A 26,839-nucleotide genomic window follows, 5' to 3' on the forward strand; every position below is an offset into this window, starting at 1 on the left:
AATCACTTTAAAAAAGTCATTTCATCAAGTCTTGCCTGCTTTACCAGTAACACCTTTTCAATTTTCTATTAATTTTTGAACATGTAACGTCAAGTAAAGTCGCTCATCGTCACAAAGCGTTGTCTGTAGATAGGCTTCAATCAAACGTGACGTTTCATAGGCCTGTGGATAGTTTTCCATCACATGCTCTAATAATGAATTAGGTACATCTTGCTTTTTCTGATTCTCTAATCGTTTAAAGAAAAAACGTAAATGGGTCACAAATCGCTCCAAAGCTAAACTATTCTGATCCACATCTACTAGATTATGCATGCGAATGATTGAGATGATATTTTTGATTTTAGCTGTTAGCTTAGAGATATCTTCTACTTGAGCACGATCATCATTTAACTGGGCATTGATAAAATGCATGGCAATATTGCTAATTTCTGCATCATCCAGTTTTAAATTTGTACGTTTTTCTAAAACTTTTACTGCATACTCACCAATCGAAAATTCCACTGGATAAAATTTTTGAATTTCCCAAGTCAAGCGATTACTAAGACTAATTCCCTCTTTTTTTAATTTCACTAAGTTAAATAAATGGTCGGTCAAAGAAATATAAATCGTATCACTCAATCGATAAGGACTTTTTTGTTTGCCGTAACGAATAATATCATCCGCTAAAGAGGCATATTCAACCGGAATATCCTCTAATAGTTGAATCAAATGATCCGTGGATGATTTTTTCAAAACAAAGACTTTTTCAATTTTGCTTTTATCTGCGAGTTGTCCAGGTTTCATTTGAAACCCTACCCCCGTTCCAATCCAGATAAAGTCCTTTCCATTTTGCCCCACTAAAACCGCATTATTATTTAGAATTTTTTTGATTTTCAAGATGCCGCCATCTCCTTCAACAAAAAAATGACTATACCTTAATACACTTGTAGAACTTCTACACGAGTAAGAAGGTATAGCCTGCTTTATCAGTAACTACCCATTTGATTACTTTAAATATAAACTATCCGCTCTATTAATGCAAGCGTTTTCTCAATCTTTATCCATCTCTTACGCTCAAACTTTTGCATCATGAAAAAAGTGCCCGTAACAGTTTTTTTCTTATAAAACAACTCGATTGAAAAAATGGTTCATTTTTTTGATTTTTGCAACATTTTGAACAACGTCGTTGTTTGACCTTTAAACGACATTACCTGCTCAAAAATATCTTCCCCATCGTGTAACATTTTGACCGTTACCCATCCTAGAGATTCTGTAATCGCAATTGCAACTGTCGCATTGACTGCAGAACCAGCTACTGTTCCGACTACTGGAACAAACTTCATAATATTGCCGACTGCACTTCTGCCAAAACCTACGATGATTAACTCTTTAGAAATACTTTTGCCAAGACCTTCCGACCATGATCGTCCAAACAGTTTGTGCAAACGCGACATCATCACAAGCTGGACTGGCACTAGCAAAAACGCATCTGAAAAAGGAATTGGTGAACAGCCAATAATTGCAGCCGATAACGCGGCCGCATGAATGATAGTATGGCATTTCTTTTTAGTCGTGCGATCTATGTCGACCAAAAACTCGTCAAAAACACGATCAAATCGACCTTTGCTTTTCGCTAGAACTTTTTCTGCTTGCCCCCGCGTCTTACCATAAGCATTTTGGATCACCTGTGCAGTTTTATTGGTCATTTTTTTTAAAACCTCACTAAAAAAATGATCAAATTCCTCTTCTTCTATTTCATTGTTATCTGTAAATCGTTGTGCTTTTTGCTCTTGAAAATGTATTACTTCTTGCTTTTTTTCTTTTTTATTCTTCGAAAATATTTTTTTCACTCGAAACACCCTCCGTTTGATCGCACTGCTTTGGTTCCTAATGAGTATTATACACGATGTTGAAAAAAAGACGGCATCTAAAAGCATACAATCACTGAATATGTTGAGAAACCACACTGTCAATCATTTCTTTTCCAGTGGCTAAAAGCTCAAAGTCTCCTTCTGAAAAGCACCAAGTCGCCATAATTCCCCTAATCAAACTTTCAAATAATTGAAAAAGGACTTGCTCTGAGAGTCCATCTTGTTGGTTGGAGCTTGCTGCAATCAATCGCTGGAGCTGATTGGCAAAGGAGCGCTTAGAAAAATGACTATTGCGTTTGTTTAAACATTCATTCATATTGAAAGAGTAGGCTAAAGTCGTCATTTCAAGACCTGCTTCATAGGCAAACCGTAGCTCTAAAAATAAAAAGCAACTGATTTTTTCTCGCGCACAAGCTTGAGTATTCTTTTCCAAGAATTGGGCATATTCTTTTTCCATATATTCTCCAAGATTACTATAATAGCTTTCTTTGACAATATCCTCTTTTGAACGATAATGCACATAAAATGTTCCTTTTGCAACGTGTGCGTGTTGGCATATTTCCTCAACTGTCACGTTGGAATAACCAATTTTTTTGATTAATTGAACTGCTGCTTCAAAAATAGTGCGCTTAGTCTGTTTTGCTTGTTCGCTACGTTTCATTTGTTTCACCTCTTGATTATTGACAAATCTATTTTAACATATTATCATTTAAATGACCACAGTCACCGACTATAGTCATTTAAATTGAAAGAAGGAATTTGAATGTTTTTTTTAGACTTGACCTATCAAAAACCATTAACCGAAGTAGAACGCTATCTTGACGAGCATAACCAGTATCTAGAAAAACACTACCAATCCGGCAATTTCATCTGTTCTGGTCGCAAAAACCCTCGAATAGGTGGAGTTATCCTCTGCCAGTTTGACTCCCTTGATGAAGTAAAAACAATTATTCAAGAAGATCCGTTTTTACTACATGGCATTGCGAACTATCAGATTACGGAGTTCTGTCCAACTAAAGCAGCAGCTAAGTACAACGATTTTTTAAGCTAAGCGATTCTGCCCATCTTTGACAAAGCAGTCAAGTCCACCCAGAGCTAAAGTAAAATCTTAACAGGTTTAATTCAGAATGCTCCAAAACAACTAGACGCTCATTTTTTAAGTCTTATATATGATTTCATAATAAAAAGGGCAGTATCTGTACAATACTGTCCTTTTTTATAAACTGTAATATCCATCTGTTGTGAGGATTTCGACCAACTTTTCAATAAAATCTAGCCGATTTTCACTCCGACTAAGATACGTCACATGGTAAGACTCCGCCATTACTTCCATCATTCTTGGAAAAATCCGATTAAAAACACTTGTGTCACTTTTTTTCGCTGCCAATGCAACAACTAATTGCACTTCTTTTTCGTCCCAATCTAGTATTCCTGACGATTTCAACACAAGTAGCCCTGTCTGCAGCGCGTCATATCTGATTGCATGGGGTATAGCTACCTTACTTGGAAAGGCAGTAGACGAAAGCTTTTCTCTTTCTTCTAGCTCACGCTTAAAATGAGCCTCAACATAGCCATTGTCCACATACACATGGCTGATTTTTTGAATGAGCTCTTCTCGCTTTAAGTCCAAACTTAGTTGTAGATATAACTCCTCTGGAATCCATTGTAAGAGTGTCCGCTGTAAAAACATTCGATATCTTTTTTGGTAGATCTGTTCGGTCTTTAATCGGATTTTTTTTATATCCGTGCTCGTCATGAATTCTTTCACGCTCACCACCGATTGAACTTCCAAAAAAGCGTTTGGGATGCTTTCAATGCCAAATGTTGTCAGCACTAAATCAACTGATTCGAGTGCCAATACTTCGGAGAAATCCTCATAAAGCTGGATCACCCTAATTTCTGTATCAAAGCTATCACGCAATTTTGCAACCATTATGCTTCCAATATGCAAATAATCAGGTGTCACGATGATTGCTTGGAGCTGCTTTTCTTCTTCTGTTTGGTGTTGAATAAATGTTCCTACATGCAACGCTAAAAACGCAATCTCGTTCTCGTCAATTTCAATCTCCAACCCGCCAGCCAATAATGCAGACATGTATACTGCAATATCAAAAAGAACGGGATATTTAACTTTAATATCTAATAAACTAAAATTTCTCGAAATAAGATGGTCTTGTGCTCGATTATAAAGATTTTGCACATGATAAAGAAGTTTTTGACGGAATTGTTGATCTGAAAAATCTAATAGATATACTTGAGAAATCTCGGCCAATACTTGGTCCAATGTTTGTTCCAACTCTTTATTAATATAAGACTTAACCAGCTTTGAATCCTGATTAATTTCGCCATAGCACAAGACAATTAGTTCCAAACGATCTTGCACCTGTATGTTTAGGCCAAACAAACTGTTTAATTCATTACAAATTAAATCCACCACTTTTTTTGCTTTTGTTTGCCAATATGCTGTGACTGCAGCCAAACAACCTTCTCGCTCAAAAGAGTCTTTATCCCCCACTTTGGCACGATCAATTGCTAAAGCTAAATGCAAAATAAAATTTTGAAAAAAGTAAGTGTTAGTATAAAAGGCATTCCTTTCAAAAGCAAGTTGAGAAATTTCAATGACTTTTTTCAAATTTAAATAGCCCAGAAACTTTTGAATATCGTCCTTGAATGAGGCACCCTGGCTACTTTGCTCTTTGATCAGATCAACCATCCAATCTCGCTTTTTTCTCTCTTCACCTACTAACGTATAACAAGCGCCCTTTTGTATAATTTTCAACTCATATTTCTTAGCTCTGTTACTGAGCCACGCAAGATCGGAACGAATCGTCGCATCCGAGACATAAAAGACATCGGACAACTCAAACAAATCAATTCCCTTACGTGTAAACTTCAAGAGCTTGCGTAAAATTTGGAAACGCCTTTGACCAACAGAAACGTACTCTGAATCACTTGTATCTTGATCACCCAAACGTTTGGGTAAACGATAACCCGTCCGTGTGGATTCAATCAAGAAGATATTTTCTTCCTTAATCTTCTTGATATATAAACGAACCGTTCGATCTGTTACTCCTAATAGTTTGGCCAGCTCTTTTGCGGATACAAACTTTTCACTGCCTTGTTTTCGAAGATACTTTATCAGTGAGTCAATGTTGCTCATGGCCTACGCTCCTTTTTAAATCCTTTCCCCATCAGACACAATTACTGCTTTATACCACTCAAAGCTCGCTTTTTTGATTCGCTTTTTTGACCCCTTGCCCTCATCGTCTATATCCACATAGATAAAACCATAACGCTTAGACATTTGTTGAGAGGAGCAACTGACAATATCGATCGGTCCCCACGCACAATATCCTAGCACATTTGCCCCATCATAAATTGCACGTCCAACTTGTTCAATATGGTCTGACAAATAGGCGATGCGGTAATCATCTTGGATTTCCCCATTTGACAGTTCATCATACATTCCGTAGCCATTTTCAGCAATCAAAAGCGGTTTTTGATAACGATCCCAATATTGAGAAAGCGCGTGATATAAACCTTGTGGATCCACCTTCCATCCCCAAGGATTAGCATCTAAATAAGGATTCGGGGTAATTGAGTCTGGTCGATTTGTATTCTTTGTGGCATCAACCATTTGAGAAAAGTAATAAGAAATAGCTAAATAATCCATTGGATGTTTTTGTAAAAGATCAAGATCTTGTTCTGTGACTTCCAAACAGATGTGGTTTTCTTTAAAATAATTCCAAGCATAAGTCGGATAGGCACCTCTAAACTGTACATCTGTAAAAAAGTATTGCATTCGATTATGTTGTAGCGCTAATACCATATCATCTGGTTGGCAAGAATTGGGATATGCAGTCCCATCTGCTACCATTGTTCCGATTTGGTTATCTGTCGAGAGCGTCTTGGCATAGGCTTTAATCTTCGCACACGCGACTAACTGATGATGAACTGCTTGATACTGCGCTTGTTCAATATTTTCATATTGGTCCTGACAGATCCCCAGAGACAACCATGGTTCGATTTGAATCATATTGATTTGATTGATCACAATCCAATATTTTACTTTGCTCGAAAAACGATCAAGTAAAGTTTTGCCATAGCGTTCAAACATAGAGATCACTTGCTTATTAGCCCATCCCCCATATTTCAACGTAATATTCACAGGGGTTTCGTAATGAAGCATCGTAATAATTGGTTCCATCCCGAGCGCACGGATTTGATCAATCATTTTTTCATAATGAACCAATGCAGCTTCATTTGGTCGATCCTCATCACCATTTGGAAAAACGCGCGACCAATCAATAGAGGTCCTAAAAGATTTCAATCCCATCTCTGCCAGCAACTTTAAATCCCGTTCATACGTATGATAAAAATCAATTCCATAACGTTTTGGATAAAAATGGACCGTATCCATCTTATTAGCTTTGACTCGTGCAAGTGTCATTCCTTGCTTTTCTAACTGTTGAATTTCTTCATTAGAATACCCCTTTAAATACGGCTGTAAATCCGAAGAATTGGGCTGTTTTCCGTCTAACGTATAAGCACCATCTGCTTGACTTGCTGCGATTGCTCCTCCCCATAAAAAATCCTTAGGGAAATGAGCATATTGATTTTTTCTCATTTTACTGCTCCTCCATTCATTCTTGGTCTTGTGCCAATACTTGCTTATCGTAAATCTTGAAAAAAGGGTAGTAGACGAGCCATGAAACCGTAAAGATGACTAGTACTAATAAAACTCCTGACAAAGAACGTGTCATAATCCAACTTTGGATAATTGTTGGAACATACCATAGTTGAAAGGGTTGGTACGGAGTTGGCACTAAACCTACACTTAGAGCAAACCAAACCAGCAACGGTCCTAACAGACCATTAATCCACATTGGAATCATCAAAACAGGATTAAACGTAATCGGCGCTCCAAACACAATCGGCTCGTTAATATTAAAAAGCGATGGAACAAGCGATGCTTTCCCAATCATCCGCAATCTAGCGGATTTGGATAGAAAAGCTAGCATCAAACATAAGGACAATGTTGTTCCCCCACCACCAATTAAAAATAAATTAGCTGCTTCACTCGTAAAAATAAACGTAGCAGCTTTTCCCGCTGCTACTGCACTTTGATTTTGCGAAATTGCTGGAAGCGTGATGGCGATTTGGACGGGATAAAGGACCCAACTGGAGATACCAAATGTGTATAAAAATGAAAATGCTAAAAAGTTAATAATCACAAATCCCCAAAATCCACTACCTAAAGCAATCAATGGATGGAATAACTGATTAATCGCCTCTGATAGATTGAGCTTCAACTGAAAAGTAAACAACCAACCAATTAGTAAAATCAATGTAATCGGAATTAATGTATTAAACCAAACTGCAACAAAATCTGGGATAGCAGAGTCTTCTCCAATCAATTTCCACCTTGAAAATAGATGCATGATACTTCCAACAAACACTCCGACAAACAGTGCGACAATCATCCCGCCTGTACCAAACATATTTAAATCAAAGGAGATTACTCCCTGGTTGCTAATACTTGGAAACACAACCAACAAAAAGAAGGCCACACCAGCCAATCCCGCTTGCTTTTCCACATCGCTATGTTTTTTTGTTTCATCACAGCTTGCGGAATCAAAAAAGCAAGAAAAATTGAGAATAAACCAAATGAAAACGTACTAATCACTGAAAGATCTGGAAACAGCTGCCAATAATCATGAACAATCGAAAAAATAGTAGCAAATGAACCGATAAAGACTAGTGGCATAGCCGTTAAAATTGATTCTTGAATCGCAACAACCCAACCTTTTTTAGCAATTTTATTAATTTTCGGCGAAAAATTATCGGTCATCCATAACAGAAACTTCTCCATCTTAACCCCCTCCAATCTTTTGATAAAGTTTGATCATTTCTTTTACCATATTTAGCTCCGACATAACCGTCATAAGCGTATCTTGGGCATGCCCAAATAAAGCCGAATACGGTATCATCACTCCTTCTGCTTCTTTTTGTAACGTACTAGTTTGAACGTTGTGCGCGGATACAATTTCCTGATTGGCCTCATGGAGAAACTGTTTAGCCGCCTCAAAATTCCCTTTTGACGCTTGTGTTAACGCTTGAAATACACGTTCACGTGCGTTCCCTGCATGCAAAATCACTTGCATCGATAATACGTTCAGAGCCTCTCTATCTACAGCTGTCATACGCTTTCCTCCTCTTCCAACCTTTTTTGAATAAATTCAATCAATCCCTGCCCATCTAAAGCCCCGTACACTCGTTGAGGAATCACATCAAAACTAATCCCTGCTCCTGCGCCTATTTCTTTTACCTCATCCAACATGTACTTTAAATGTGGCGCAATCAGCAATAAATCATACTCTGACAACGTTTTGGATAATTCTGCTTCACTGCGGGCTTTAATCTCATAATTTAATCCTTTCTTTTTAGCCGCTTTCCTAGCCGAAGCAGCCATAAATCCTGAAGATGCACCCGCACCACATACCAATAAAATTTTTTTGGTCATATTCTTTTCCTCCCTCTCTTTGTACACAATAAACATAACAAAAAAGAAAGCGGATACATTTATTTTTATTTCCTAGATATAGGAACACCTAATCAATCTTTAAATGTCTTGAATACTATATATTAACACTCTATGCTATTTTTTGCTTTAGAAACAATAATTAGAGATTTCAAAAGAATTAAAAGCGAAAAAAATTTCTTTTTCCGCTTTTAATTCTTTTGAAATTGTTATTTTTATCTATGCTAACTTTTCGTTCAGCTAAAAGTGATCCAAGTTTTCTTTTTGTTTTTCCAATACTGTCGTTAACTTTTTTCCAAACTGACCTTTGACGGCTTTTTCTAAAGTAGGTGAAGCGAGATTCAATGCATTTTTTGCCTCTTTTATCTCATCGTTCATTTTCCTCTTATCTTCTTGCTTTTTTAGATAAGACCTGACCATATTTATTTCACCTATTGCTTTGACCACCACTTTTTCTAAGTCTTTTTTCAACTCTTTTTGTAGTTTTTTAGCAATTTGCTCCATTGCTTATCTCCTTATTTTTGTCATTGTCTCCATGCACTTTTGTATTCCCTATCAGCATCATCTTGCCTTTGCCTGACTTGTTTTTTTTCAGCCTCTATCTTTTCATTGTACTCATATTCGAGTCGGCTTAGTTCCGTTTTAGCCCGATCTATTACTTCATATTCAGATGATGTCGAAGAATCGTAAGCGAAACGCTGAATAAAATCAAATGTTTCGTGTATCATCTGTTCCCCACTATGATTGGCAGCAATTAGAGAATCTTCTTCTTGTTCTAACTCAAGTCTCTTCTTAGTATAATTTTGAGTCAATTGGTCTTCATCTGTCATATTTTTCCTCCAATTACTTTAGTTGTTCCGCAAGTTCTTGGTCTCGTTTTAGTAACTCATGAATCTTATTCGTGATTTCTTGGGACAATTTTTCAAATTTTTCATCCATGGCTTTAGCCTGATCAATTTTACTTTGGAAATACTCTGTTGGATCCACTATAATCGATTGTTTTGTGAAACCAACCTCTGCTAAAACACTCATCATTTCACTCTCGGATAGTTCTTGGATGTGCTTCCTTGCTTCTTTTAGAGTATTGGTCCACCTTTGTTCCGCTGCCTGAATAGCAGTTTGTGCGGTCGTAATGACTTTTGCTAGAGCGCTTTGATAGGATTTTCTTGCAGTGTTTGTCGCCGTTAAAGCGAGTTGATTATCCAAATAGATTTTTTCATTACTTGACAAGCCGCCACCACTTTGAGTAAGTCGTTTTTCTAAGTCTGACAGAGTGCTTAACTGCAAGGCAAATGCACCCATTAAGTAATGTTGAGATTGTTTTAGGAGAGCTTTTTGGTTATAGTCATTATTTGGAATAAGTAGCTTTCCGTCTTTATCAAATTTCCAATTGCTCAAACTATGATAGTCTAACGGATTCTTGAACCCCATCTCCAGACTTATCATGATTTCAGCGCCTGTTCCGTTGCCATTTAAGCGGATAGCATCCCCTCGATTCCGATAATTCGTCAACATCCCTGGATGATTTTTAACCCATTTTTTGGCTTTTTCGGATAATATTCCATAAGGGTCAGCGCCGTTAAACCCAACATTTCGCCACTTATTTTCCGCCGCAGCCAACAAGGCTAAATACTCTCCTAACGAATGACCGGTTGTTGAAATTTCTGCATGAGGGTATAAGCGCTTGATCTCATCCGCAAATAAAAGTGCGGTCGTCGCTTGAGAGTCTGTGGTGACGACCTTTTTGGGGTCAAAACCACTCCCATTTCCTTGAACATCACTTGCTCTACTCCCGACAGGATTATTGTCCAAAGTGAGTTTCTCACTGCCCAAAGCAACTGTTTGAATATCTGTTTGAATATCTTTATTGTCATCCGAATTGGTCCCCGCATATGCGATGACAACTTTAGACATATCGACTTTTCCATCTTTATTGACAGGCGCAACGGCCATTGCTTGCATGCCGTTAGAGGTGTTGTCTTTCAGTTTGAGCACTCGATAATCGGATCCTTTAGCATCTATAACGGTATTTTGTTTTATATCAGGATTATACTTAGAATGCTTTGGATCTGTTGTGTACACAATATCACTTAAATATCGATGATCTTTATCAGGTATACTCAAATTATTTCCTCTATTCCATTTGAAAATTTAACATGCGTTTTATTTTTAGTTTTTCCGCGTTTCTGTATGCTTTTATCTTTTATTACAAACCCGTATACCTGTTTAGATTTTTTTTCAAAGTTGTACATGAATTTCAACGAGTTATTTTGAGTATCGGTCATGACTACATAAATTCCATAAGACCCGGTCACTTTATCATAAACAGATTTTTCAACTTTTACTTCCTTTATATTCTCAAATGTATTTTTCAATGCTTTTACCGACTGTCTTTCAACTTCAATTAACTCTTTCTTCGATTGCCCTTCTCTTTTATCCATATAAACCTTTCCTCCAATAAAACCTAATATAATCATTACTCCTAAAATAAGCCAAATCCATTTCTTCTTTTTCATGTTGACTCTACTCCTAACCAATCGTGAGTGGATGATTTTCTCCATTTATTCAATAGTAGCTTAAAAGAGACAATTATTCTGAATTTAGACTGGAACGATTTTACAACCAGATCCATCTATCGTTCATAATATTATCTTTTCATAAAATTATATTTATAATTCTATAATACTATATTATAAGTAGCTAGCAAACAAAAGATTTTAGTATTTTTTAGCAAATGTTGTTTTATTAAAATTTTTGTTTGAATATCTTTATTGTCATCCGAATTGGTCCTCGCATATGCGATGACAACTTTAGACATATCGACTTTGTCAGCTTTATTGACAGGCGTAACGGCCATTGCTTGCATGCCGTTAGAGGTGTTGTTTTTGACTTTCAATATTTCGAAATCGCTCCCGCCAAAATCATGTACAGCACCTTCAATCATTGCAGGGGAATAATTTTTATGTTTTGGGTCAGTCCAATAAACATATTCGCTTATTTTATTATATTTTTTATCTGATACACTCAAATTTCTTCCTCTTCCCCATTTGAATAAGTTACTTTCACACTACCTTTCGTGATCCCTTTTTCTTGAACCCCGCGATCTATTACACTGTAATCACTAAGTTCATTGTCATTTTTTATAAAACCGTAATCAAAAAAAACCGAATTTCCTTTGTCGTTAGTCATTACAATAACTAGACGATAAAAGCCTGTCATTTTATTAAATCCTATTCTTTCTACTCTCACCTCTGAAATATCTGTGAAAGTATTTTTCAATGCTTTTACCGACTGTCTTTCGACTTCAATTAACTCTTTTTTCGAATGTTCTGCTCTTTTATCCATATAAACTTTTCCTCCAATACCACCTAATATAATAATTACCCCTATAATAAGCCAAATCCATTTTTTCTTTTTCATGTTGACTCTACTCCTAACCAATCGTGAGTGGATGATTTTCTCCATTTATTCAATAGTAACTTAAAAGAGACAATTATTCTGAATGTAGACTGGAACGATTTTACACCGGATCCATCTTCAGTTCATAATATTTGCCTTTAATAAAATAATATTTATAATTCTATAATACTATATTATAAGTAGCTAGCAAACAAAAGATTTAGTATTTTTTGACAAATGTTTTTTTATTAAAATTTTTGTTTGAATATCTTTATTGTCATCCGAATTGGTTCCAGCACATGCGATGACAGCTTTAGACATATCGACTTTGCCAGCTTTATTGACAGGCGCAACGGCCATTGCTTGCATGCCGTTATCAAAGCTATCTTCTATTTTTAATATTTTATAACTATGCCCATCTATTTTTTGAATTGAACCTTCTGTTATTTCAGGCTCATATTTTTTATGTTTAAGATCTAGCCAATATACTGTATCACTCAGTTTATTGTATTCCTTGTCTGATATACTCATAAACTTTCGCTCTTTCCGTTCGAATAAGAAACTGTAATTGTTGTTGTTGTGACACCTTCTTTTTGAACTATTTCGTCTTTCACTCCATAGTTTTCTAATTTGGTTTCACCTTTTACATAAATAATATTAAATTTTGTTGTTTGTTGTTGCTGATTTTCCATAGAAACAATAAACATATAAGAACCTGTATTATTATTTTTCCCTTTATTTTCAATGAATTTCAAAGATTTCACATTTGCAAAAGTATTCTTTAAAGCTTTTGCACATTGCATTTCAACAGAAATTATATCCGTAGTTTTCTTTTTTTCTCTAGTCAAGTAAATTCCTCCTCCAATACAACTTAATAGAACAACTATTCCTAAAATAGGCCAAACCCAATTTTTATTTTTCATATTGACTCTACTCCTAACCAATTTTGAGTGGATGATTTTTTTCGATAATCTTTTGAAAGAACCACTTATGCTACATTTAGACTGGAACGACTTTACAACCAGATTTATCTATCATTCATAATATAACCCTTTAATAAAATTATATTTATAATTCTATATTATAAGTAGCTAGCAAAACAAAAGATTTAGTATTTTTTAGCAAATGTTTTTTTATTAAAATTTTTGTTTAAATATCTTTATTGTCATCCGAATTAGTCCCAGCATAAGCAATCATAACTTCAGACATATCGACTTTACCATCTTTATTGACAGGGGCAACAGCCATTGCTTGCATGCCGTTAGAGGTGTTGTTTTTGACTTTCAATATTTCGAAATCGCTCCCGCCAAAATCATGTACAGCATCGTCAACCATTGTAGGAGCATAATTTTTATGTCTTAAGTCAGTCCAATAAACTTTATCACTCAAATTTTTGTAATTTCTTTCAGAAATAGTCAAAGTTCTTCCTCCGTCCTATCAGAGTAGATTACATTGACTTTATTTTTTGTGATTCCTTTCTTTTGGATTTTCCTATTCACGATACCGTAGTCTTCGAGTTCTCTACGATTCTTTATAAATCCATAATCGAATAAAACAGAGTCATTACTATTATTTTTCATAGTTACTACTAAACTATAGGAACCGGTCATTTTGTTAAATCCTATTCTTTCTACTTTCACCTCTGAAATATCTGCGAAAGTATTTTTCAATGCGTTTACCGACTGCCTTTCAACTTCAATTGACTCTTTCTTGGAATGTTCTGCTCTTTTATCCATATAAACCTTTCCTCCAATAAAACCTAATATGATAATTACTCCTAAAATAAGCCAAATCCATTTCTTCTTTTTCATGTTGACTCTACTCCTAACATATTATAATGACAGTATCTAGCAAAAAAAAATTTAGTATTTTTTAGCAAATGTTTTTTTATTAAAATTTTTGTTTGAATATCTTTATTGTCATCCGAATTAGTCCCCGCATAAGTGATGACAACTTTAGACATATCGACTTTGTCAGCTTTATTGACAGGCGCAACGGCCATTGCTTGCATGCCGTTAGAGGTGTTGTCTTCAACTTTTAAGACTTGGTAGTTAACTCCACCGTATTCTTTTATTGCCCCTTCTTTGAGCGTTTTATCGTATCTAGGATGTAGTTTTTCTGCTTTATAGATATCATCACTTAGTTGTCTATATTGTTTATCTGTTGTCAAATTATCTCCTCATCTCCGTTAGAAAAAATTACAGTAATTTTGGCTTGAGTTATTCCTTTTTTTTGAATTTCTCTATCTTCTATTCCTATACCATCGTTTTCTCCAGTTTTTTTCCAGAAAGTGTAAGTAAAGTATACCGACTGATTTTTGTTATTTTTCATAGTAACAAACATCCCATAAGAGCCAGTTATTTTATCATAAACAGATTTTTCAACTTTTACTTCCTTTATATTCTCAAATGTATTTTTCAATGCGTTTACCGACTGCCTTTCAACTTCAATTGACTCTTTCTTGGAATGTTCTGCTCTTTTATCCATATAAATTTCCTCCAATAAAACCTAATATGATAATTACTCCTAAAATAAGCCAAATCCATTTCTTCTTTTTCATGTTGACTCTACTCCTAACATATTATAATGACAGTATCTAGCAAAAAAAAATTTAGTATTTTTTAGCAAATGTTTTTTTATTAAAATTTTTGTTTGAATATCTTTATTGTCATCCAAATTGGTTCCAGCATAAGTGATGACAACTTTAGACATGTCGACTTTGCCAGCTTTATTGACAGGCACAACGGCCATTGCTTGCATGCCGTTTGTTTTTGAATTTTCTTGTATTTTTAATATTTTAAGTTTATTATTTACATCAATAATAATAGTACCTTCTTTTAAGTCTGGAGAATACTTTTTTTTATCGTTAGGATCTAACCAATACACAATATCACTTAATTTGTTATAACTTTTATCCGTTATACTCAAATTTCTCCCTCTTCCCCATTCGAATAAATAACTTTAATTTTATCAGTTGTTTTGCCTTCTTTTTGCACTTCTATATTTGATAATACATAAGTATCTATCTCACTATTATCTTTCACAAAACCATAAGAAAAAATAGCTGATTTTCCTTCTATATTTATCATAGTTACTAACATTCTATATGACCCTGTCATGCTGTTATATCCAATTTTTTGAATATTTACTTCCTTTATATTCTCAAATGTATTTTTCAATGCTTTTACCGACTGTCTTTCAACTTCAATTAACTCTTTCTTCGATTGCCCTTCTCTTTTATCCATATAAACCTTTCCTCCAATAAAACCTAATATAATCATTACCCCTAAAATAAGCCAAATCCATTTTTTCTTCTTCATGTTGACTCTACTCCTAACCAATTTTGAGTGGCTGATTTTTTCGATAGTCTTTGAAAGAACCACTTTATAACCTTAACCATCTTGCATTCGCATTTTTATCTGTTCAAAAAAGAAGCCTATCTTATTTAGTTAATTTTATATGAAAAACAACAAGTAAACAAATACTTCATACGTTTTCTTACCTGCCATTTATTTTTTTGAGCTATTAAAAGAAAACTCAGAGCTTGCTCCTGTGATGAATTCCGTGATTTTTAAATCAAAAAATAAAATCCTTTTTTAAGCAATCGTTTGTGTTTTGGAAAAGTGAACTACAAACCACGCTGTCCACAAACAACTAAAAAAACATCCGCAATAGGCAGATGCTTTAATTATTCAGTTTATTTTTTCACGATTCACTGGTTTTTATCGTACATTCTGTTGCTAAATACTGCGGAATTTCTGCCACAAATTTTTGTAAATGCATGGTCCTATTATGTCGATTGAGCGCCGCTTGATCTGCCCAGTTTTCTACAATCAGAAATTGATTTTCTTCATGAACACTTGCATAGTGCGCATAAAACAAACAGCCTTGCTCTTGTTTTGAAGCATGTACCAAACTTTTTACAAACTGCAAATAGCTCTCCTTTTTTTCTGGCAATACATCTAAGTAAACATTGAGTGTTATCATTTTTATCCCTCTTTCTATACTAATACCAAAATCATTCGCCTCTTGGAGCTTTTGTTAAAGATTAATTATAGTATAATAAATCATTTGGAAACATTTATTATACTACTAACAAAATTTTTAAAGACATAAGAAAATGCTCTGCTGCCATTCAAATCGCTCACACAGGACTAAATTTTGAACAAGTCCTATATTTATTCTAGCACAGCGGGAAATAAGCAGAGTGAGTCTTCCTAGCATCCTCGCTTATCCATGTTCTTTGATTCTTTTGCCTTTTCTTAGTATAATGAAGAGGATTTTAGAGTCTAACTGAACGTTATAGAGTGGAGAATATCGAATGATACCTAATTTTTGGGCAGAGTTACCCAAGCCTTTTTTTATTTTAGCACCAATGGAAGATGTCACAGATGTGGTTTTTCGTCACGTGATTAAGGAAGCCGCTTCCCCTGATGTTTTCTTTACTGAATTTACGAATTCTGACAGTTTTTGCCATCCTGATGGAAAAGAAAGCGTACAAGGTCGGTTAGTTTTTACCGCTGATGAGCAGCCAATCGTCGCCCATATATGGGGGGATAATCCTGCCTTTTTTAAAGAGATGAGTCTAGGATTAGCCGAAATGGGCTTTAAAGGACTTGATATTAATATGGGCTGTCCTGTGCCCAATGTAGCAGGTCGTGGAAAAGGCAGTGGCTTAATCTTGCGCCCTGATGTGGCAGCGGAATTGATTGAAGCAGCCAAGGCTGGTGGATTACCTGTGAGTGTAAAGACGCGGATTGGGTACGAAGAGCAAGCAGAATTGGAAGAGTGGATTACACATTTGTTGCGGCAAAATATTGCCAACCTTTCTGTCCACTTGCGCACACGAAAAGAAATGAGCAAGGTTGATGCTCACTGGGATTTGATTCCACAAATTACGGCCATTCGTGACCGCATCGCTCCGCAAACACTGATCACGATTAACGGAGACATTCCCAACCGACAAGTAGGCCTGCAACTGGCTGAACAATACGGTGTTGACGGAATCATGATTGGGCGTGGTATTTTTAAAAATCCTTTTGCCTTTGAAAAAGCTGCCAAAGACCATTCTCCTAAAGAACTGCTAGGACTTTTGGCGCTCCAGCTTGACTTACAAGACCAGTACGCCAAGCTTGTTCCTCGTTCAATCGTCGGCTTGCACCGTTTCTTTAAGATTTATGTTAAGGGATTTCCTGGAGCTAGTGACTTACGCGTAAAATTGATGGGAACGAAATCCACGGCTGAAGTCCGTGAAATTTTGCGCGACTTTTATCAGCATGAGCCTAATGAAGAATAAAAAAAGGGTGTCAATCAAAAATTGACATCCTTTTTTTACTTACAGATCTGAAACGATTTAGTAAGCGCGACAACTATAAGCAATGGGTTCTGCGTAGTCAAAACGTTTTTTAAAGTCTTTTGTTTTAGCGTACATACTATAAAATTTTTTATTTTTTACTGATTAGCCCTACCCAATCCGGGCAAAGATTTGTCACCTGAATGCTACGATTCTTTTCTGATTTTTCTATCCATCCTTGTTCTAAAAAATGGCTGCATATGTTTTTTCCTAGTGAACCAGCCAGATGAAAGGTCCGTTCACTCCAATCCATACAAAGTTTTCCGACCAGACCTTCTGTGCGTCTCATTCCAATTCCTGCAAAAAATTTCTTACCACAATCTGTTACAATAACCTCGTATCCTTTTTTTTCAACATAACTATTTTCGATTAAAAATTCAAACAAGCTTACACCAAATTTTCCTGCCAAATGAGTATAACAGGTTCGGGCATCGCTTAATTCTACATATTCTTGTTTTTGATTGTATGACTGAATTGTTTTGGGTGCTGAAACATTCATTAGCGACTCAAGTATTGTCGCAATAGATTCATCCACTAAACCGTAATAGACATTTTTCCCCTGTTTATAGGTCTCAATCCACCCTGCGTCCGTTAGTTTTTTCAAGTGATAGGATGTGGTACTAAGAGAAACATGACCTTTTTTTGACAGTTCTGTCACCGTGTAATAACGATGATCCAACAACACCGTTAATAGTTCAATTCTAGTTGGATCACTAATAAGTTTTAACGTTTCGGTAAGATTCGGTACACCGTCCATAGCTTTCATCCTTTTTTTACACTTTGACTGTCATCAAAGTATTTTTGTGATAATTTGGACTTATTATAACAGAATGGAGATGTGAATAATATGACAATCAGTCCACAACAACAAAAAAGAGCCGCAACTTTTCAAGCAATGCACACACAAAAAGAGCTTTTCATTCTACCCAATATTTGGAATGCTGGAGGTGCAAGAGCGGTTGAAAAATCCGGATTTAACGCACTGGCAACAACAAGTGCAGGCATCGCTTTTGCAAATGGCTATCCAGATGGAGAATCGTTCCCTTTTGAGCAGTTGATTGCAAGTGTCCAACAGATTACTAGTCGGATCACCATTCCCTTATCTGTCGACTTTGAGCGCGGTTATAGTGAAAATCCTCAGAAAATACAGGAAAACACGAGACAATTACTTTATGCAGGCGCTGTGGGGCTAAACCTAGAAGATGGACTGCCAGATAAAAAAATTTCTGAGTCTCACTCCATGCAAGAAAAACTGGCTGCTTTGACACCACTCAAAAAAGAGTTGAATCTTGATTTCCTAATTAATGCAAGAATAGATACATACTGGAATCAAATAGGCACACCCTCTTCACGATTAGCCGAAACAATTACTCGAGCCAATCATTATATTTCTTGGGGTGCCGATTGTGTGTTTGTTCCGGGAAATATTCCACTTAATGAATTAGAAGTTTTGCTAAAAGAAGTTGAAAAACCTATTAACATTTTGCTAAATAATGAATTAAAAAATATCCCTAATCTCCAAAAAATTGGCGTCAAAAGAGTCAGCTTGGGGTCCGCATTAAGTCGAAACAGTATCCATAATTTTTTCCATCAAATGAAAGAGATAAAAGCAGGGCATTTCGATTCATTATTGGATGACTCACTTCCATATGAGTCCGTCAATCAATTCTTTATAGATTAAGAAGCATTATTGCTGAAATTTGTTAAAAATTATCATTTCTATATCATGCAGACTTTTCTGAAAGCAAATAGTTTAAGTTTCACACACTCCATGTCGTAAGCGAATGGCTATTTTTTGACACGGATTCTTTTCAATAGTAATATGGCGTTAATAGAAATTTTTAGTGATAATTTAGGCAGAAAGAAGGAATACACTTGGTAAAAAAAGTCGCGTTAATCGGTGATCGTAAAGAAAAAATAAATCACGCCAATATTGAAAAATGTTTTGCATGGGCGCAAAAAAATCAACTTGACATCCGCTATGAGTGGCTGTCTACAAACAAGCTCTGCCTGAATCACATAGAGTCTTTTGATGGCGTATGGCTCACTCCTGGTGGTCCATATCAAAATGACGAAGCAGTCCTTGCTTTAATCTCACACATGAGACAAAGAGAAACGCGCCCCTTTTTAGCAAATTGTAGCGGATTCCAATATTCTTTAATGGAGTATTTAAGGAATGCTTGTGGCGTTCAGGACGCGACTACAGAAGAGCTTGATCCCCTTTCCCCTCATTGTGTGATTAGTAAATTGTCTTGTTCTCTTTCAGGCAACCTGGCACAAGCATTGCATCTACCAGAAGACTCAATTTTGAAAAGTATTTATGGTACATCCGATATAAAAGCACGATACAACTGTAATTTTTCTTTAAACCCACTATATCAATCGTATTTTAAAGCATCTGCAGACTGGAAAGTTGCAGCCACGCATTGTGATGAAATCCGAGCATTAGAACTGACCAACAAAAGATTTTATCTCATTACACTTTTTCAACCTGCAATGGATTGGGCCGATTACGATGACTTAAATCCTATTGTTGCCTCTTTTTTCCACGCACTCTAGCTAGATGAAAGCCTTATTCACAAAAAAATCATCCCTGTTGAACTCCGACATATCAGAAGAAGTTCATAGAAATTTCTCTTCAAACTTTAAGAATTTCAACCGATTGCTGGAGGCCCCTTCAGCTCATTTTTTATTTAAATAGTTCGCTCCTAAAACATACTTTTGGACGCTGCACCATCAGTATTGATAAAAAATATGACGCTTTTCCCATCCTCTTGCTTTCTCACTATTTATTCCGTTTGCCAATTAGTAAGTCTCAAAACATTTTCTTGGCTTCTATGTTTCTGGTCGAACCCGCTTACAATATAACACTATCTTTTTAATTTAACGTAAACCCTTGTAGGGCGCGATTCTTTTTGTGTTTTTAAAGCAAGCAACTCAATCTAGTCGACTTTTCACTTGTTTCATTCGACATTTTGAATGTACGCTCTACAGCTGATAAAAGGCGCCACAAAGAATGCTCAAAACCGGCTGTACTTTTTGTAGTTGAAAGAAAAATATGGGCTAAAAAGCCCCTTAAAACCTTTCTCAAAGCACTCTAAAAAAAGGGAGAGAAAAAAGGGGTTAACACTTGCTATATAAGAGTTTTGAGGTAATAATATTGAGAAGATACTTCTTAAAAAATTACCTTGGCACAATTAGGAGGAAAATAAATGCTAAAAAAAATAGTCAAAGCCAAACCTTTAGAAAAAAGGGGCGAATACCCTTTCAATTTAGCCTGGCTCCATCAGACAGATGAACTAGCGTTTAAAAAGCCGCTCACTTTTCTTGTTGGTGATAATGGTGTCGGAAAATCAACACTGCTTCAAGCAATTGCGATTCAAAATCAGCTCCCCCAACTAACAAACGAACGATACGAAGAGGATCCCGAGTATCAGACTATTGCCAAACTAGCAACATATTTGAAATCCCATTGGGACATCAAATCCAAGCAAGGGTTTTTCTTTCGAGCCGATGACTTTATCAGCTTTATCAGGAAGAACAGACGACTTCGAAAAGAATTAGAAAATGAATTAGATTTACTCGATGAAAAAGGAGTGCCAAAACTGGCATTTGAAAGACAGCCCTATCAAAATTCTTTAACAGCACTAAAACTCAGCTATCCAAAAGAACTCCACCAGCTCTCACATGGTCAATCGTTTTTGTCGCTATTCAAAAGCAGGTTGTCTCCCAATAGTTTGTATTTATTAGATGAACCTGAAACCCCACTAAGTCCACAAAATCAACTAACCTTGTTGTACATGATTGACGAACAAATTAAGCAAGGCTCGCAATTTATTATTGCCTCTCATTCTCCCGTATTGACAGCCTACCCAGATGCGGATATCTATGCGATTAATCCCGATGAAATCAGGCAAATAGCGTATGAAGAAATTGAAAATGTTGAATTTATGAAAAACTTTATGGCCGACCCCAAACGATTTATGCATTATACATTCAACCAGTAAACTCATCCCTTGTCCTTATCCTTGTTCATCGGTTGACTCAATGGTTATTCATGCACTCGCCACTGAACAAAAGTCTATAACACAACTATCTCACACTCTAGTTCTTTTTTATTGTTTTATTACCCAAATTTTTTTAAATGACTATCCGCCCAATAAACAAATACGCATCTCGCAGGATCCCCCTCACAACTAAAAAATATTCAAGCTACCATTGGAAAAAACTGTCTGAAATTACAAAAGCCACCGTCCACATACTTGGACGGTGGCTTGAGACGCTTTAAATCAGGTTTGGAAATATTCAGTTAAATATCAAAGAAGCTTTTTTGAGATTTTGAATAATCGCTTATTGCTGTCTAATACACAATGGCGCTTTTCTTCAATAAATCTCTGATTATTGGCGAAACCTTATTATTTTAATGCATGAAAACGTTCAATTTAATAATTTGGATAAATGATTCGCATATTTTTCCATGCCAGATATCTTTATAACGTCCAAAATGCTCTCTAATTGACCAGATTCGACTTTCTCGCCATTTTTTTTCAAAATTAATAAATAAAAAAATTTATTAATCATTTTCAGAAAAAAGTTCTCTGGATTGGTAGATTCTTGCTCTATTATTTCACAATATTTTAAAGCTACATTGCTTAAATTATTTTTAAAACAGATTATGACAAAATTGACTAATATAACCATTATAAATTTTTTTTCTTGAAATGAATAGGCGTCTATACCTTTTTCTAATATTGATTTGATCATCATTAAATTACTATCAATATCGTATAATGCTATTATTTGGCTATATAATGATAATTTTTGATAATTCCATGATAATAATTCAAATAACTGTGTTTGGAGTACTCTTTTTGTTTCAGCTTGTAAGTTTTGTACATCATTAGAAAGAATTGAAGTTAATAATTGTAGCAGTGACTCTAAAAGTTTTTTGTCCGTTTTGCTATACGCTAGATTCACATTGGTTACTTTTAATAAATTCTGGAGTCCATCAGTATCATTTTTATAGAAGTAATCACTTATTTCTGAAACCACCGAATGGATAGATTTTTCATTTGAGATTTGCTGGAAAAAATAATTTATATCAATATTATTTTTTTCTAATAGTTCCACTAATACTTCTACTGTAACACTATGTAAATTTCTTTCTATTTTTGAGTAATAGGAAACTGTCACTATATCGTGACAAAATTCTTTTTGTGTCTTACCTTTTTTTATTCTTTCTATTCGTAGTAAATATCCAACATCCTTATATGGTTATCCTCTCAAGCTCAATTAGTAATATATGACATTATATCATTTTATTATTCGTATTAACTATACTGAATGAAGTAATAATAAAATAATCTATTGTTTGATATATTAATAAAGGAGAACATTATGAGAAAAATCGTAAAAATATTTTGGAAAGAACATCTAATTACTCTGCTATTCATGTTAGGATCTGGGATTAGCACAACTATAGTCAGCTTTGTCAACGCTTCGATTTTAAATTCATTGATTAAATTCAATTTGCATTCATTTTTAATCAGCATTTCAAAATTAATTGTAGTTTACATGTTTTTTTTACTATTTACTTACCTTAAAATACTACAATCTAGAAAAACCTCACAAAAAATGGCAAAATTCTTAAGGGATAAAATAATTGATGAGGTTTCAAATTTTTCACCTAGAGAATTTAAAAAGAGTAAGGTAGGGGATTATACTTCATGGTTAAGTAACGATATAAATCAAATTGAAGATCAAGGATTTACTGTTTTTTTTGAACTACTCTCCAATATAATTAATTTATCATTAGCCCTAATTTCATTGTTATATATCCATTGGTCATTGTTTATAGTGACTATTATAGAAATAGTTATTATTATTCAGTTACCTAGATTATTTAAGAAAAAAATGGCCGAATCTACTAAGGAAATTACAAAAGCTAATGAAGGAGCTCTTTCTAAGACCACAAACTTATTATCAGGATTTTCGACTTTTTATATTTTTAAAAATTTAATGTACCTCAGTTCAAAATTAAAACATGAATTTTTAAAAATTGAACAAACAAAAAATAAACAAACCCAATTTTTAGCAAAAATTGCAATTATTGGTGGATTAGGAAATGTTATTGGTCAAATAATATCGTATAGCCTAACAGGTTATTTAGTTCTATTGAATCTGTTATCTGCAGGCATACTAGCTACAACTGCCTCATTATCTGCTAATGTATTTAATACGGTTGGGAATCTTAGTCAATATATTGCAATTATCAAAAGTGTTGAACCGTTGTTTGATAAGATAGATATATCTTTAGAAAAAACTAGAATAAAAAATAGTCAGTTGAACAAAATACAAAAAGGAATTGAATTAAGAAACCTGACATTTGGTTATGATAACATGCAACCTATTATAAAAAATATGAATTATACATTTGAATTAGGGGAAAAATACGCACTATCAGGCGAGAGTGGTTCAGGTAAGTCTACTATTTTAAATTTAATCATAAAGGACTTACAACCTACTGATGGAAAAGTGTTGTTGAATGGCTTAAACATCAAAAATTTATCTTCTCAAGAAGTACTTTCAAGTATTACATACATTGAACAAACACCTTATATTTTTAATAACACAGTAAGAGAGAATATTTCTTTAGGCGATCCTATAGAAGACGAAAAAATAAAAAAAGTTTTAAAATCTGTTGGTTTAAAAAAACTTTCAGAACAATTAGATACTGTTATTACAGAAAATGGTGGGAATTTTTCTGGAGGACAAAAACAACGATTAGCATTGGCCCGAGGTCTTGTGAGAAACAAAAACATCATACTTTTAGACGAAATCACATCAAGTTTAGATGTAAAAACTGCTGTATCTATCGAAAAATTTATTTTGAGCATTCCCAATATTACAGTCATCATGATTTCTCATCATATAAGTGAAGAGATTAAACAACATTTAGATGGTATATTAAAACTAGAAAAAAAGTAACCCACTATTTAAAAATCCGTGGACTATCTATTTTTTTAATCCAACATTTCCCTAATTATATTTTTGCATATTCAGCATAAAAAGCATACTCATTATTGGCTTGCACCGTTAGTTTGGCATCATAGACACCATTAATACCTAAAACTATTAAATTCATTTAAACCTGTCTTCCATAACAAAATCTAGAGAATTAAGTATATCGAGCTTTGGGTAAAAGCAATTTCATTGATTAACATTGCTTTTTATCATCTCTTTTACCCAGTTACTGATTTCTACATTCTCCTGACATACAAACTCTTGACCTCTAAAAGCAGATTGAAAATAATCAGTTTTCCAAGAGTTTTCATTGTGGTAAGTTATTGTTTTATTCTGGAATATATCCGGTAAATCCCACTTACTTCTTGACATACCATTTTTAGTTAACACCAGCGAATCATCATATTTTTCAAATACTCCGTACCCTTTAATTTTATTATCTATTGTTAAATTTTCAGTTCCTATATAAATACAATTATTGGCATTATCTCTCTTATTATTATTCATATGAGGGTGATACTCCAGCCAATCAGGAATTGGATCGTTTTTAGTATAAATCTTTCTTTCAACTTCCAGCCATCCATAAATCATATGGAAACCATCACCTTTACAATATTTCAGTTGTCCCTCTTTATCAAAGTAAGTCCTATTAAACCAACCAAAAAATAAGAATATATCTCCTTTTGAAACGTGTGCATTTGTTAAAACTGTTTGAGCTGCTCCAATTTGTCCAAAACTACCTCTCCAACTCTCAGATCGTAGATATGCATCCACATTTATATCAGGATCTAAATGGCACTTTATTTCTTTAGAGAACATTTTTTTATTCTTCCCATAGTGAATGTTTTTGCTTACTTTAGCTATAAGTTCCGCTAAACTTTCTTTACTTTCTTTACAATAATAAACATCATCATAAGTAATTTTTTCATCATCATCTCCCGGAATAGGAATACTTACGATTTTATTATTGGGTAAAATTATACTAGGCAGTCCCCCAGCCGCAGAATCTGTACCTTTTCTACTTAAAATAAGTTTCATTATACCTTCACCCCTTCACTTCATCTATATAATATATTCAGGATTATTTCCATTTGTAGTACTAGTATAACACGCGTGGCACCCATAGCTACCCGTACAGTAAGCGCTATGTTTACAGCTTTCCCTTCCATCAGATTTTCGTGTGAAAATTGACTATTCTTTATTCATCGTTTGAATTTTTTTATCACTAAAAAATAACTCCATAATTGAACCGCCTTTGCCTTTAATACTGTCATAAGACTTTCGACTAACATCTACACTGATACAAAGCTGTTTAAGATAAGGAATTTTGTGGAAAGTTTGAAAAACATCTTGCTGAAGAATAAAAAATAAAATTGTAGAAAAACTATTTTATAGTTTATGTCTTTATAATCAAGATTTAAACCCTAAAATTTGTCACCAAATTGGGGCCCCCGTGCTAAAAAAAGACACCCTCCAACGAATTGGAAAGTGTCTTGACATTATTCATTGACAGGTACTCGATTTCTGAAGAAATCTCCGTCCCATACTGTATTCGTAATGACTACAGCAATTAATTATTGAGAACTTATCGTTGGACAAATATTCCCATTTTTATCCTTTACTACCCCCACCTCCGAGTCCAGAAGAATAGGGTTCGCAATATCCTAAAGTGAAGCTAATGGCAATACTTGCATCAACTACATTACCACCGGTTTTGAAGACTTTATACCCAGTTTCATTAGCAAACTAATGTTAACTGCTAACTAAATTTCTTATTATACTATTCCTTAATATACTCGGAAGCAATTGGGAAGTTTTGTTTGCAATATTCATAAACAATTTTCGCGTAGTCTTGAATTTCTTTTTGTGCATCATGCTCAATTCGCTGATTAATAAAGTGCATCACAGATTGTAATGAAGCCGTCCAATACCATCTCACATATAAGCCATAGGCTGGAAGAAATAATCTAGCTTGCTCTGGGGCAACACCATTTTCAATCGCATTATCATATAAGGCTAAGCCCTGATTAACATAACCTGTTAATTCATCGGTCAATCTTTCCCCAGTCTGATAGTCAAAATAATCTCCGCTTCCTTGTTTAGAATTTTCTGGTTTTTGTCTCCAGCAATCCGGTTTTGGGATATAGAAAGTTGGTTTTTCTGTTACGTATCTTCTGCTAGACTCATTCCATCCTTCTAAAGAATCCCCTGTTCCTTCTTGATGAGAAGATCCGACAATATACTTCCACCATTGTCTTGCAACCATCAAAGGCGCATAAATTTCAAATTGAAGCATTGCATGACGAAAGGGAGAGGTATGATCATTACTAGCTAGAAATCGAATTAATCGCTCATCCTTTTCTGATAACTCAAAAGACTCTTTTGCATAAGAAACTCTAGCCGCATTGACAATAGTCAAATCACTGCCCATAACGTCTACAAGTCTTACATAACCATACTCATTAATCATTTTCTTTTCATCCTTTTTCATACTATTCCTCCCGATGGCTTACTCTTTTCTAATTCTATCATGAGAAAGTGACCTAATTCTACACTTGTTCTTAAGTTATCATGTCAAAAAGAGCAGATCATGGAGGTGGTATCTAAAAAAAGTAAGGCGGATAAACGTGAAAAACTTTAGCCTACTGGTTCTTTTAGTAAATCTCTAGTAGA

General features: G+C 34.8%; 34 protein-coding genes and 1 pseudogene. 6 read left to right on the forward strand and 29 right to left on the reverse strand.

The window, feature by feature from the left end; translation table 11 throughout:
- Nucleotides 1-57: 57 nt before the first annotated feature.
- From CBF30_RS10550 to CBF30_RS10560, 3 genes are all read right to left on the reverse strand, one after another.
- Nucleotides 58-876 carry a PRD domain-containing protein gene (locus tag CBF30_RS10550; protein WP_126826493.1) on the reverse strand — a complete coding sequence of 273 codons (819 nt, stop codon included), beginning with the start codon at nucleotides 874-876 and terminating at the stop codon, nucleotides 58-60.
- Between the two features lie 251 nt (nucleotides 877-1,127).
- Nucleotides 1,128-1,829, reverse strand: coding sequence for a YcjF family protein (locus CBF30_RS10555; protein ID WP_211340505.1), 702 nt, complete (start codon nucleotides 1,827-1,829; stop codon nucleotides 1,128-1,130).
- A gap of 91 nt (nucleotides 1,830-1,920) precedes the next feature.
- Nucleotides 1,921-2,511: a TetR/AcrR family transcriptional regulator gene (locus CBF30_RS10560; protein ID WP_126826496.1), complete on the reverse strand. Its 591-nt coding sequence runs from the start codon at nucleotides 2,509-2,511 to the stop codon at nucleotides 1,921-1,923.
- A gap of 102 nt (nucleotides 2,512-2,613) precedes the next feature.
- On the opposite strand from CBF30_RS10560, the gene CBF30_RS10565 reads away from it, so the two are divergent.
- Entirely contained in the window at nucleotides 2,614-2,901 is a 288-nt protein-coding gene (locus CBF30_RS10565; protein WP_126826499.1) for a YciI family protein, read from the forward strand.
- Nucleotides 2,902-3,066: 165 nt separating this feature from the next.
- Here CBF30_RS10565 and CBF30_RS10570 read toward each other — a convergent pair whose 3' ends face one another.
- The 21 genes from CBF30_RS10570 to CBF30_RS10665 form a co-directional block, all read right to left on the reverse strand.
- Nucleotides 3,067-5,010: a BglG family transcription antiterminator gene (locus tag CBF30_RS10570; protein WP_126826502.1), complete on the reverse strand. Its 1,944-nt coding sequence runs from the start codon at nucleotides 5,008-5,010 to the stop codon at nucleotides 3,067-3,069.
- Nucleotides 5,011-5,025: 15 nt separating this feature from the next.
- A complete protein-coding gene (locus CBF30_RS10575; RefSeq protein ID WP_126826505.1) occupies nucleotides 5,026-6,477 on the reverse strand; it encodes a glycoside hydrolase family 1 protein in 1,452 nt (483 codons plus the stop codon).
- Nucleotides 6,478-6,493: 16 nt separating this feature from the next.
- Nucleotides 6,494-7,399 carry a PTS transporter subunit EIIC gene (locus CBF30_RS10580; RefSeq protein WP_245975079.1) on the reverse strand — a complete coding sequence of 302 codons (906 nt, stop codon included), beginning with the start codon at nucleotides 7,397-7,399 and terminating at the stop codon, nucleotides 6,494-6,496.
- Nucleotides 7,369-7,722, reverse strand: a complete 354-nt coding sequence (locus CBF30_RS12000) for a hypothetical protein (RefSeq protein ID WP_245975069.1) — start codon at nucleotides 7,720-7,722, stop codon at nucleotides 7,369-7,371. Before CBF30_RS12000 ends, CBF30_RS10580 begins: the two co-directional genes overlap by 31 nt.
- Before the next feature lies 1 nt (nucleotide 7,723).
- Nucleotides 7,724-8,053, reverse strand: a complete 330-nt coding sequence (locus CBF30_RS10585; protein WP_126826509.1) for a PTS lactose/cellobiose transporter subunit IIA — start codon at nucleotides 8,051-8,053, stop codon at nucleotides 7,724-7,726.
- Nucleotides 8,050-8,373: a PTS sugar transporter subunit IIB gene (locus CBF30_RS10590; RefSeq protein WP_126826512.1), complete on the reverse strand. Its 324-nt coding sequence runs from the start codon at nucleotides 8,371-8,373 to the stop codon at nucleotides 8,050-8,052. Before CBF30_RS10590 ends, CBF30_RS10585 begins: the two co-directional genes overlap by 4 nt.
- Before the next feature lie 258 nt (nucleotides 8,374-8,631).
- Nucleotides 8,632-8,895 (reverse strand): hypothetical protein, encoded by a 264-nt coding sequence (locus tag CBF30_RS10595; protein WP_126826515.1) that lies wholly within the window; start codon nucleotides 8,893-8,895, stop codon nucleotides 8,632-8,634.
- Nucleotides 8,896-8,915: 20 nt separating this feature from the next.
- Entirely contained in the window at nucleotides 8,916-9,221 is a 306-nt protein-coding gene (locus CBF30_RS10600) for a hypothetical protein (protein ID WP_126826518.1), read from the reverse strand.
- A 13-nt stretch (nucleotides 9,222-9,234) separates the two neighbouring features.
- On the reverse strand, nucleotides 9,235-10,515 hold the full coding sequence (locus CBF30_RS10605) for an alpha/beta hydrolase family protein (protein ID WP_126826521.1): 1,281 nt from the start codon (nucleotides 10,513-10,515) through the stop codon (nucleotides 9,235-9,237).
- Nucleotides 10,512-10,907: a hypothetical protein gene (locus tag CBF30_RS10610; protein WP_126826524.1), complete on the reverse strand. Its 396-nt coding sequence runs from the start codon at nucleotides 10,905-10,907 to the stop codon at nucleotides 10,512-10,514. Before CBF30_RS10610 ends, CBF30_RS10605 begins: the two co-directional genes overlap by 4 nt.
- A 161-nt stretch (nucleotides 10,908-11,068) precedes the next feature.
- Nucleotides 11,069-11,419 carry a hypothetical protein gene (locus CBF30_RS10615; protein ID WP_126826527.1) on the reverse strand — a complete coding sequence of 117 codons (351 nt, stop codon included), beginning with the start codon at nucleotides 11,417-11,419 and terminating at the stop codon, nucleotides 11,069-11,071.
- Nucleotides 11,416-11,811, reverse strand: coding sequence for a hypothetical protein (locus tag CBF30_RS10620; protein WP_126826530.1), 396 nt, complete (start codon nucleotides 11,809-11,811; stop codon nucleotides 11,416-11,418). The genes CBF30_RS10615 and CBF30_RS10620 overlap by 4 nt, the downstream gene beginning before the upstream one ends.
- Nucleotides 11,812-11,994: 183 nt before the next feature.
- On the reverse strand, nucleotides 11,995-12,321 hold the full coding sequence (locus CBF30_RS10625; protein WP_126826534.1) for a hypothetical protein: 327 nt from the start codon (nucleotides 12,319-12,321) through the stop codon (nucleotides 11,995-11,997).
- Complete coding sequence (locus CBF30_RS10630) at nucleotides 12,318-12,713, reverse strand: hypothetical protein (RefSeq protein ID WP_126826537.1); 396 nt, start codon at nucleotides 12,711-12,713, stop codon at nucleotides 12,318-12,320. Before CBF30_RS10630 ends, CBF30_RS10625 begins: the two co-directional genes overlap by 4 nt.
- A 226-nt stretch (nucleotides 12,714-12,939) precedes the next feature.
- The gene (locus CBF30_RS10635) at nucleotides 12,940-13,209 is read right to left on the reverse strand and encodes a hypothetical protein (protein WP_126826541.1); all 270 of its coding nucleotides are present in this window, start codon (nucleotides 13,207-13,209) and stop codon (nucleotides 12,940-12,942) included.
- On the reverse strand, nucleotides 13,206-13,601 hold the full coding sequence (locus CBF30_RS10640; protein WP_126826544.1) for a hypothetical protein: 396 nt from the start codon (nucleotides 13,599-13,601) through the stop codon (nucleotides 13,206-13,208). Before CBF30_RS10640 ends, CBF30_RS10635 begins: the two co-directional genes overlap by 4 nt.
- Nucleotides 13,598-13,960: a hypothetical protein gene (locus tag CBF30_RS10645; protein WP_126826547.1), complete on the reverse strand. Its 363-nt coding sequence runs from the start codon at nucleotides 13,958-13,960 to the stop codon at nucleotides 13,598-13,600. Before CBF30_RS10645 ends, CBF30_RS10640 begins: the two co-directional genes overlap by 4 nt.
- Nucleotides 13,957-14,277, reverse strand: a complete 321-nt coding sequence (locus tag CBF30_RS10650; RefSeq protein WP_211340506.1) for a hypothetical protein — start codon at nucleotides 14,275-14,277, stop codon at nucleotides 13,957-13,959. The genes CBF30_RS10645 and CBF30_RS10650 overlap by 4 nt, the downstream gene beginning before the upstream one ends.
- 69 nt (nucleotides 14,278-14,346) lie before the next feature.
- Nucleotides 14,347-14,718, reverse strand: coding sequence for a hypothetical protein (locus CBF30_RS10655; RefSeq protein ID WP_126826549.1), 372 nt, complete (start codon nucleotides 14,716-14,718; stop codon nucleotides 14,347-14,349).
- Nucleotides 14,715-15,110, reverse strand: coding sequence for a hypothetical protein (locus tag CBF30_RS10660; RefSeq protein WP_126826552.1), 396 nt, complete (start codon nucleotides 15,108-15,110; stop codon nucleotides 14,715-14,717). The genes CBF30_RS10655 and CBF30_RS10660 overlap by 4 nt, the downstream gene beginning before the upstream one ends.
- Before the next feature lie 385 nt (nucleotides 15,111-15,495).
- Nucleotides 15,496-15,777 (reverse strand): putative quinol monooxygenase, encoded by a 282-nt coding sequence (locus CBF30_RS10665; protein WP_126826555.1) that lies wholly within the window; start codon nucleotides 15,775-15,777, stop codon nucleotides 15,496-15,498.
- A gap of 334 nt (nucleotides 15,778-16,111) precedes the next feature.
- Here CBF30_RS10665 and CBF30_RS10670 point away from each other — a divergent pair, with 334 nt between their 5' ends.
- Nucleotides 16,112-17,086 carry a tRNA dihydrouridine synthase gene (locus tag CBF30_RS10670; RefSeq protein WP_126826559.1) on the forward strand — a complete coding sequence of 325 codons (975 nt, stop codon included), beginning with the start codon at nucleotides 16,112-16,114 and terminating at the stop codon, nucleotides 17,084-17,086.
- 148 nt (nucleotides 17,087-17,234) lie between these two features.
- Here the strand turns inward: CBF30_RS10670 and CBF30_RS10675 are convergent, their stop codons facing one another.
- Nucleotides 17,235-17,900, reverse strand: a complete 666-nt coding sequence (locus CBF30_RS10675) for an ArsR/SmtB family transcription factor (RefSeq protein WP_170169010.1) — start codon at nucleotides 17,898-17,900, stop codon at nucleotides 17,235-17,237.
- Nucleotides 17,901-17,990: 90 nt separating this feature from the next.
- Here CBF30_RS10675 and CBF30_RS10680 point away from each other — a divergent pair, with 90 nt between their 5' ends.
- From CBF30_RS10680 to CBF30_RS10690, 3 genes are all read left to right on the forward strand, one after another.
- A complete protein-coding gene (locus CBF30_RS10680) occupies nucleotides 17,991-18,824 on the forward strand; it encodes an isocitrate lyase/PEP mutase family protein (protein WP_126826566.1) in 834 nt (277 codons plus the stop codon).
- A gap of 194 nt (nucleotides 18,825-19,018) precedes the next feature.
- Nucleotides 19,019-19,702 (forward strand): CTP synthase, encoded by a 684-nt coding sequence (locus CBF30_RS10685; RefSeq protein ID WP_126826569.1) that lies wholly within the window; start codon nucleotides 19,019-19,021, stop codon nucleotides 19,700-19,702.
- A 653-nt stretch (nucleotides 19,703-20,355) separates the two neighbouring features.
- Nucleotides 20,356-21,150, forward strand: coding sequence for an AAA family ATPase (locus tag CBF30_RS10690; RefSeq protein WP_126826572.1), 795 nt, complete (start codon nucleotides 20,356-20,358; stop codon nucleotides 21,148-21,150).
- A gap of 430 nt (nucleotides 21,151-21,580) precedes the next feature.
- Here the strand turns inward: CBF30_RS10690 and CBF30_RS10695 are convergent, their stop codons facing one another.
- On the reverse strand, nucleotides 21,581-22,387 hold the full coding sequence (locus CBF30_RS10695) for a helix-turn-helix domain-containing protein (RefSeq protein ID WP_281273622.1): 807 nt from the start codon (nucleotides 22,385-22,387) through the stop codon (nucleotides 21,581-21,583).
- Nucleotides 22,388-22,540: 153 nt separating this feature from the next.
- Here CBF30_RS10695 and CBF30_RS10700 point away from each other — a divergent pair, with 153 nt between their 5' ends.
- Nucleotides 22,541-24,130: an ABC transporter ATP-binding protein gene (locus tag CBF30_RS10700; RefSeq protein WP_126826579.1), complete on the forward strand. Its 1,590-nt coding sequence runs from the start codon at nucleotides 22,541-22,543 to the stop codon at nucleotides 24,128-24,130.
- A gap of 222 nt (nucleotides 24,131-24,352) precedes the next feature.
- Here the strand turns inward: CBF30_RS10700 and CBF30_RS10705 are convergent, their stop codons facing one another.
- The 3 genes and pseudogenes from CBF30_RS10705 to thyX form a co-directional block, all read right to left on the reverse strand.
- Nucleotides 24,353-25,204, reverse strand: a complete 852-nt coding sequence (locus CBF30_RS10705; RefSeq protein ID WP_126826582.1) for an Nmad3 family putative nucleotide modification protein — start codon at nucleotides 25,202-25,204, stop codon at nucleotides 24,353-24,355.
- A gap of 573 nt (nucleotides 25,205-25,777) precedes the next feature.
- Nucleotides 25,778-25,879, reverse strand: a pseudogene (locus tag CBF30_RS12195) (gamma-glutamyltransferase); the annotation flags it as partial.
- A 67-nt stretch (nucleotides 25,880-25,946) separates the two neighbouring features.
- Nucleotides 25,947-26,657: an FAD-dependent thymidylate synthase gene (gene thyX, locus CBF30_RS10715; protein WP_126826586.1), complete on the reverse strand. Its 711-nt coding sequence runs from the start codon at nucleotides 26,655-26,657 to the stop codon at nucleotides 25,947-25,949.
- Nucleotides 26,658-26,839: the final 182 nt, after the last annotated feature.

The sequence above is a fragment of the Vagococcus entomophilus genome (genome assembly GCF_003987595.1).
Classification (GTDB): Bacteria; Bacillota; Bacilli; order Lactobacillales; family Vagococcaceae; genus Vagococcus_E; species Vagococcus_E entomophilus.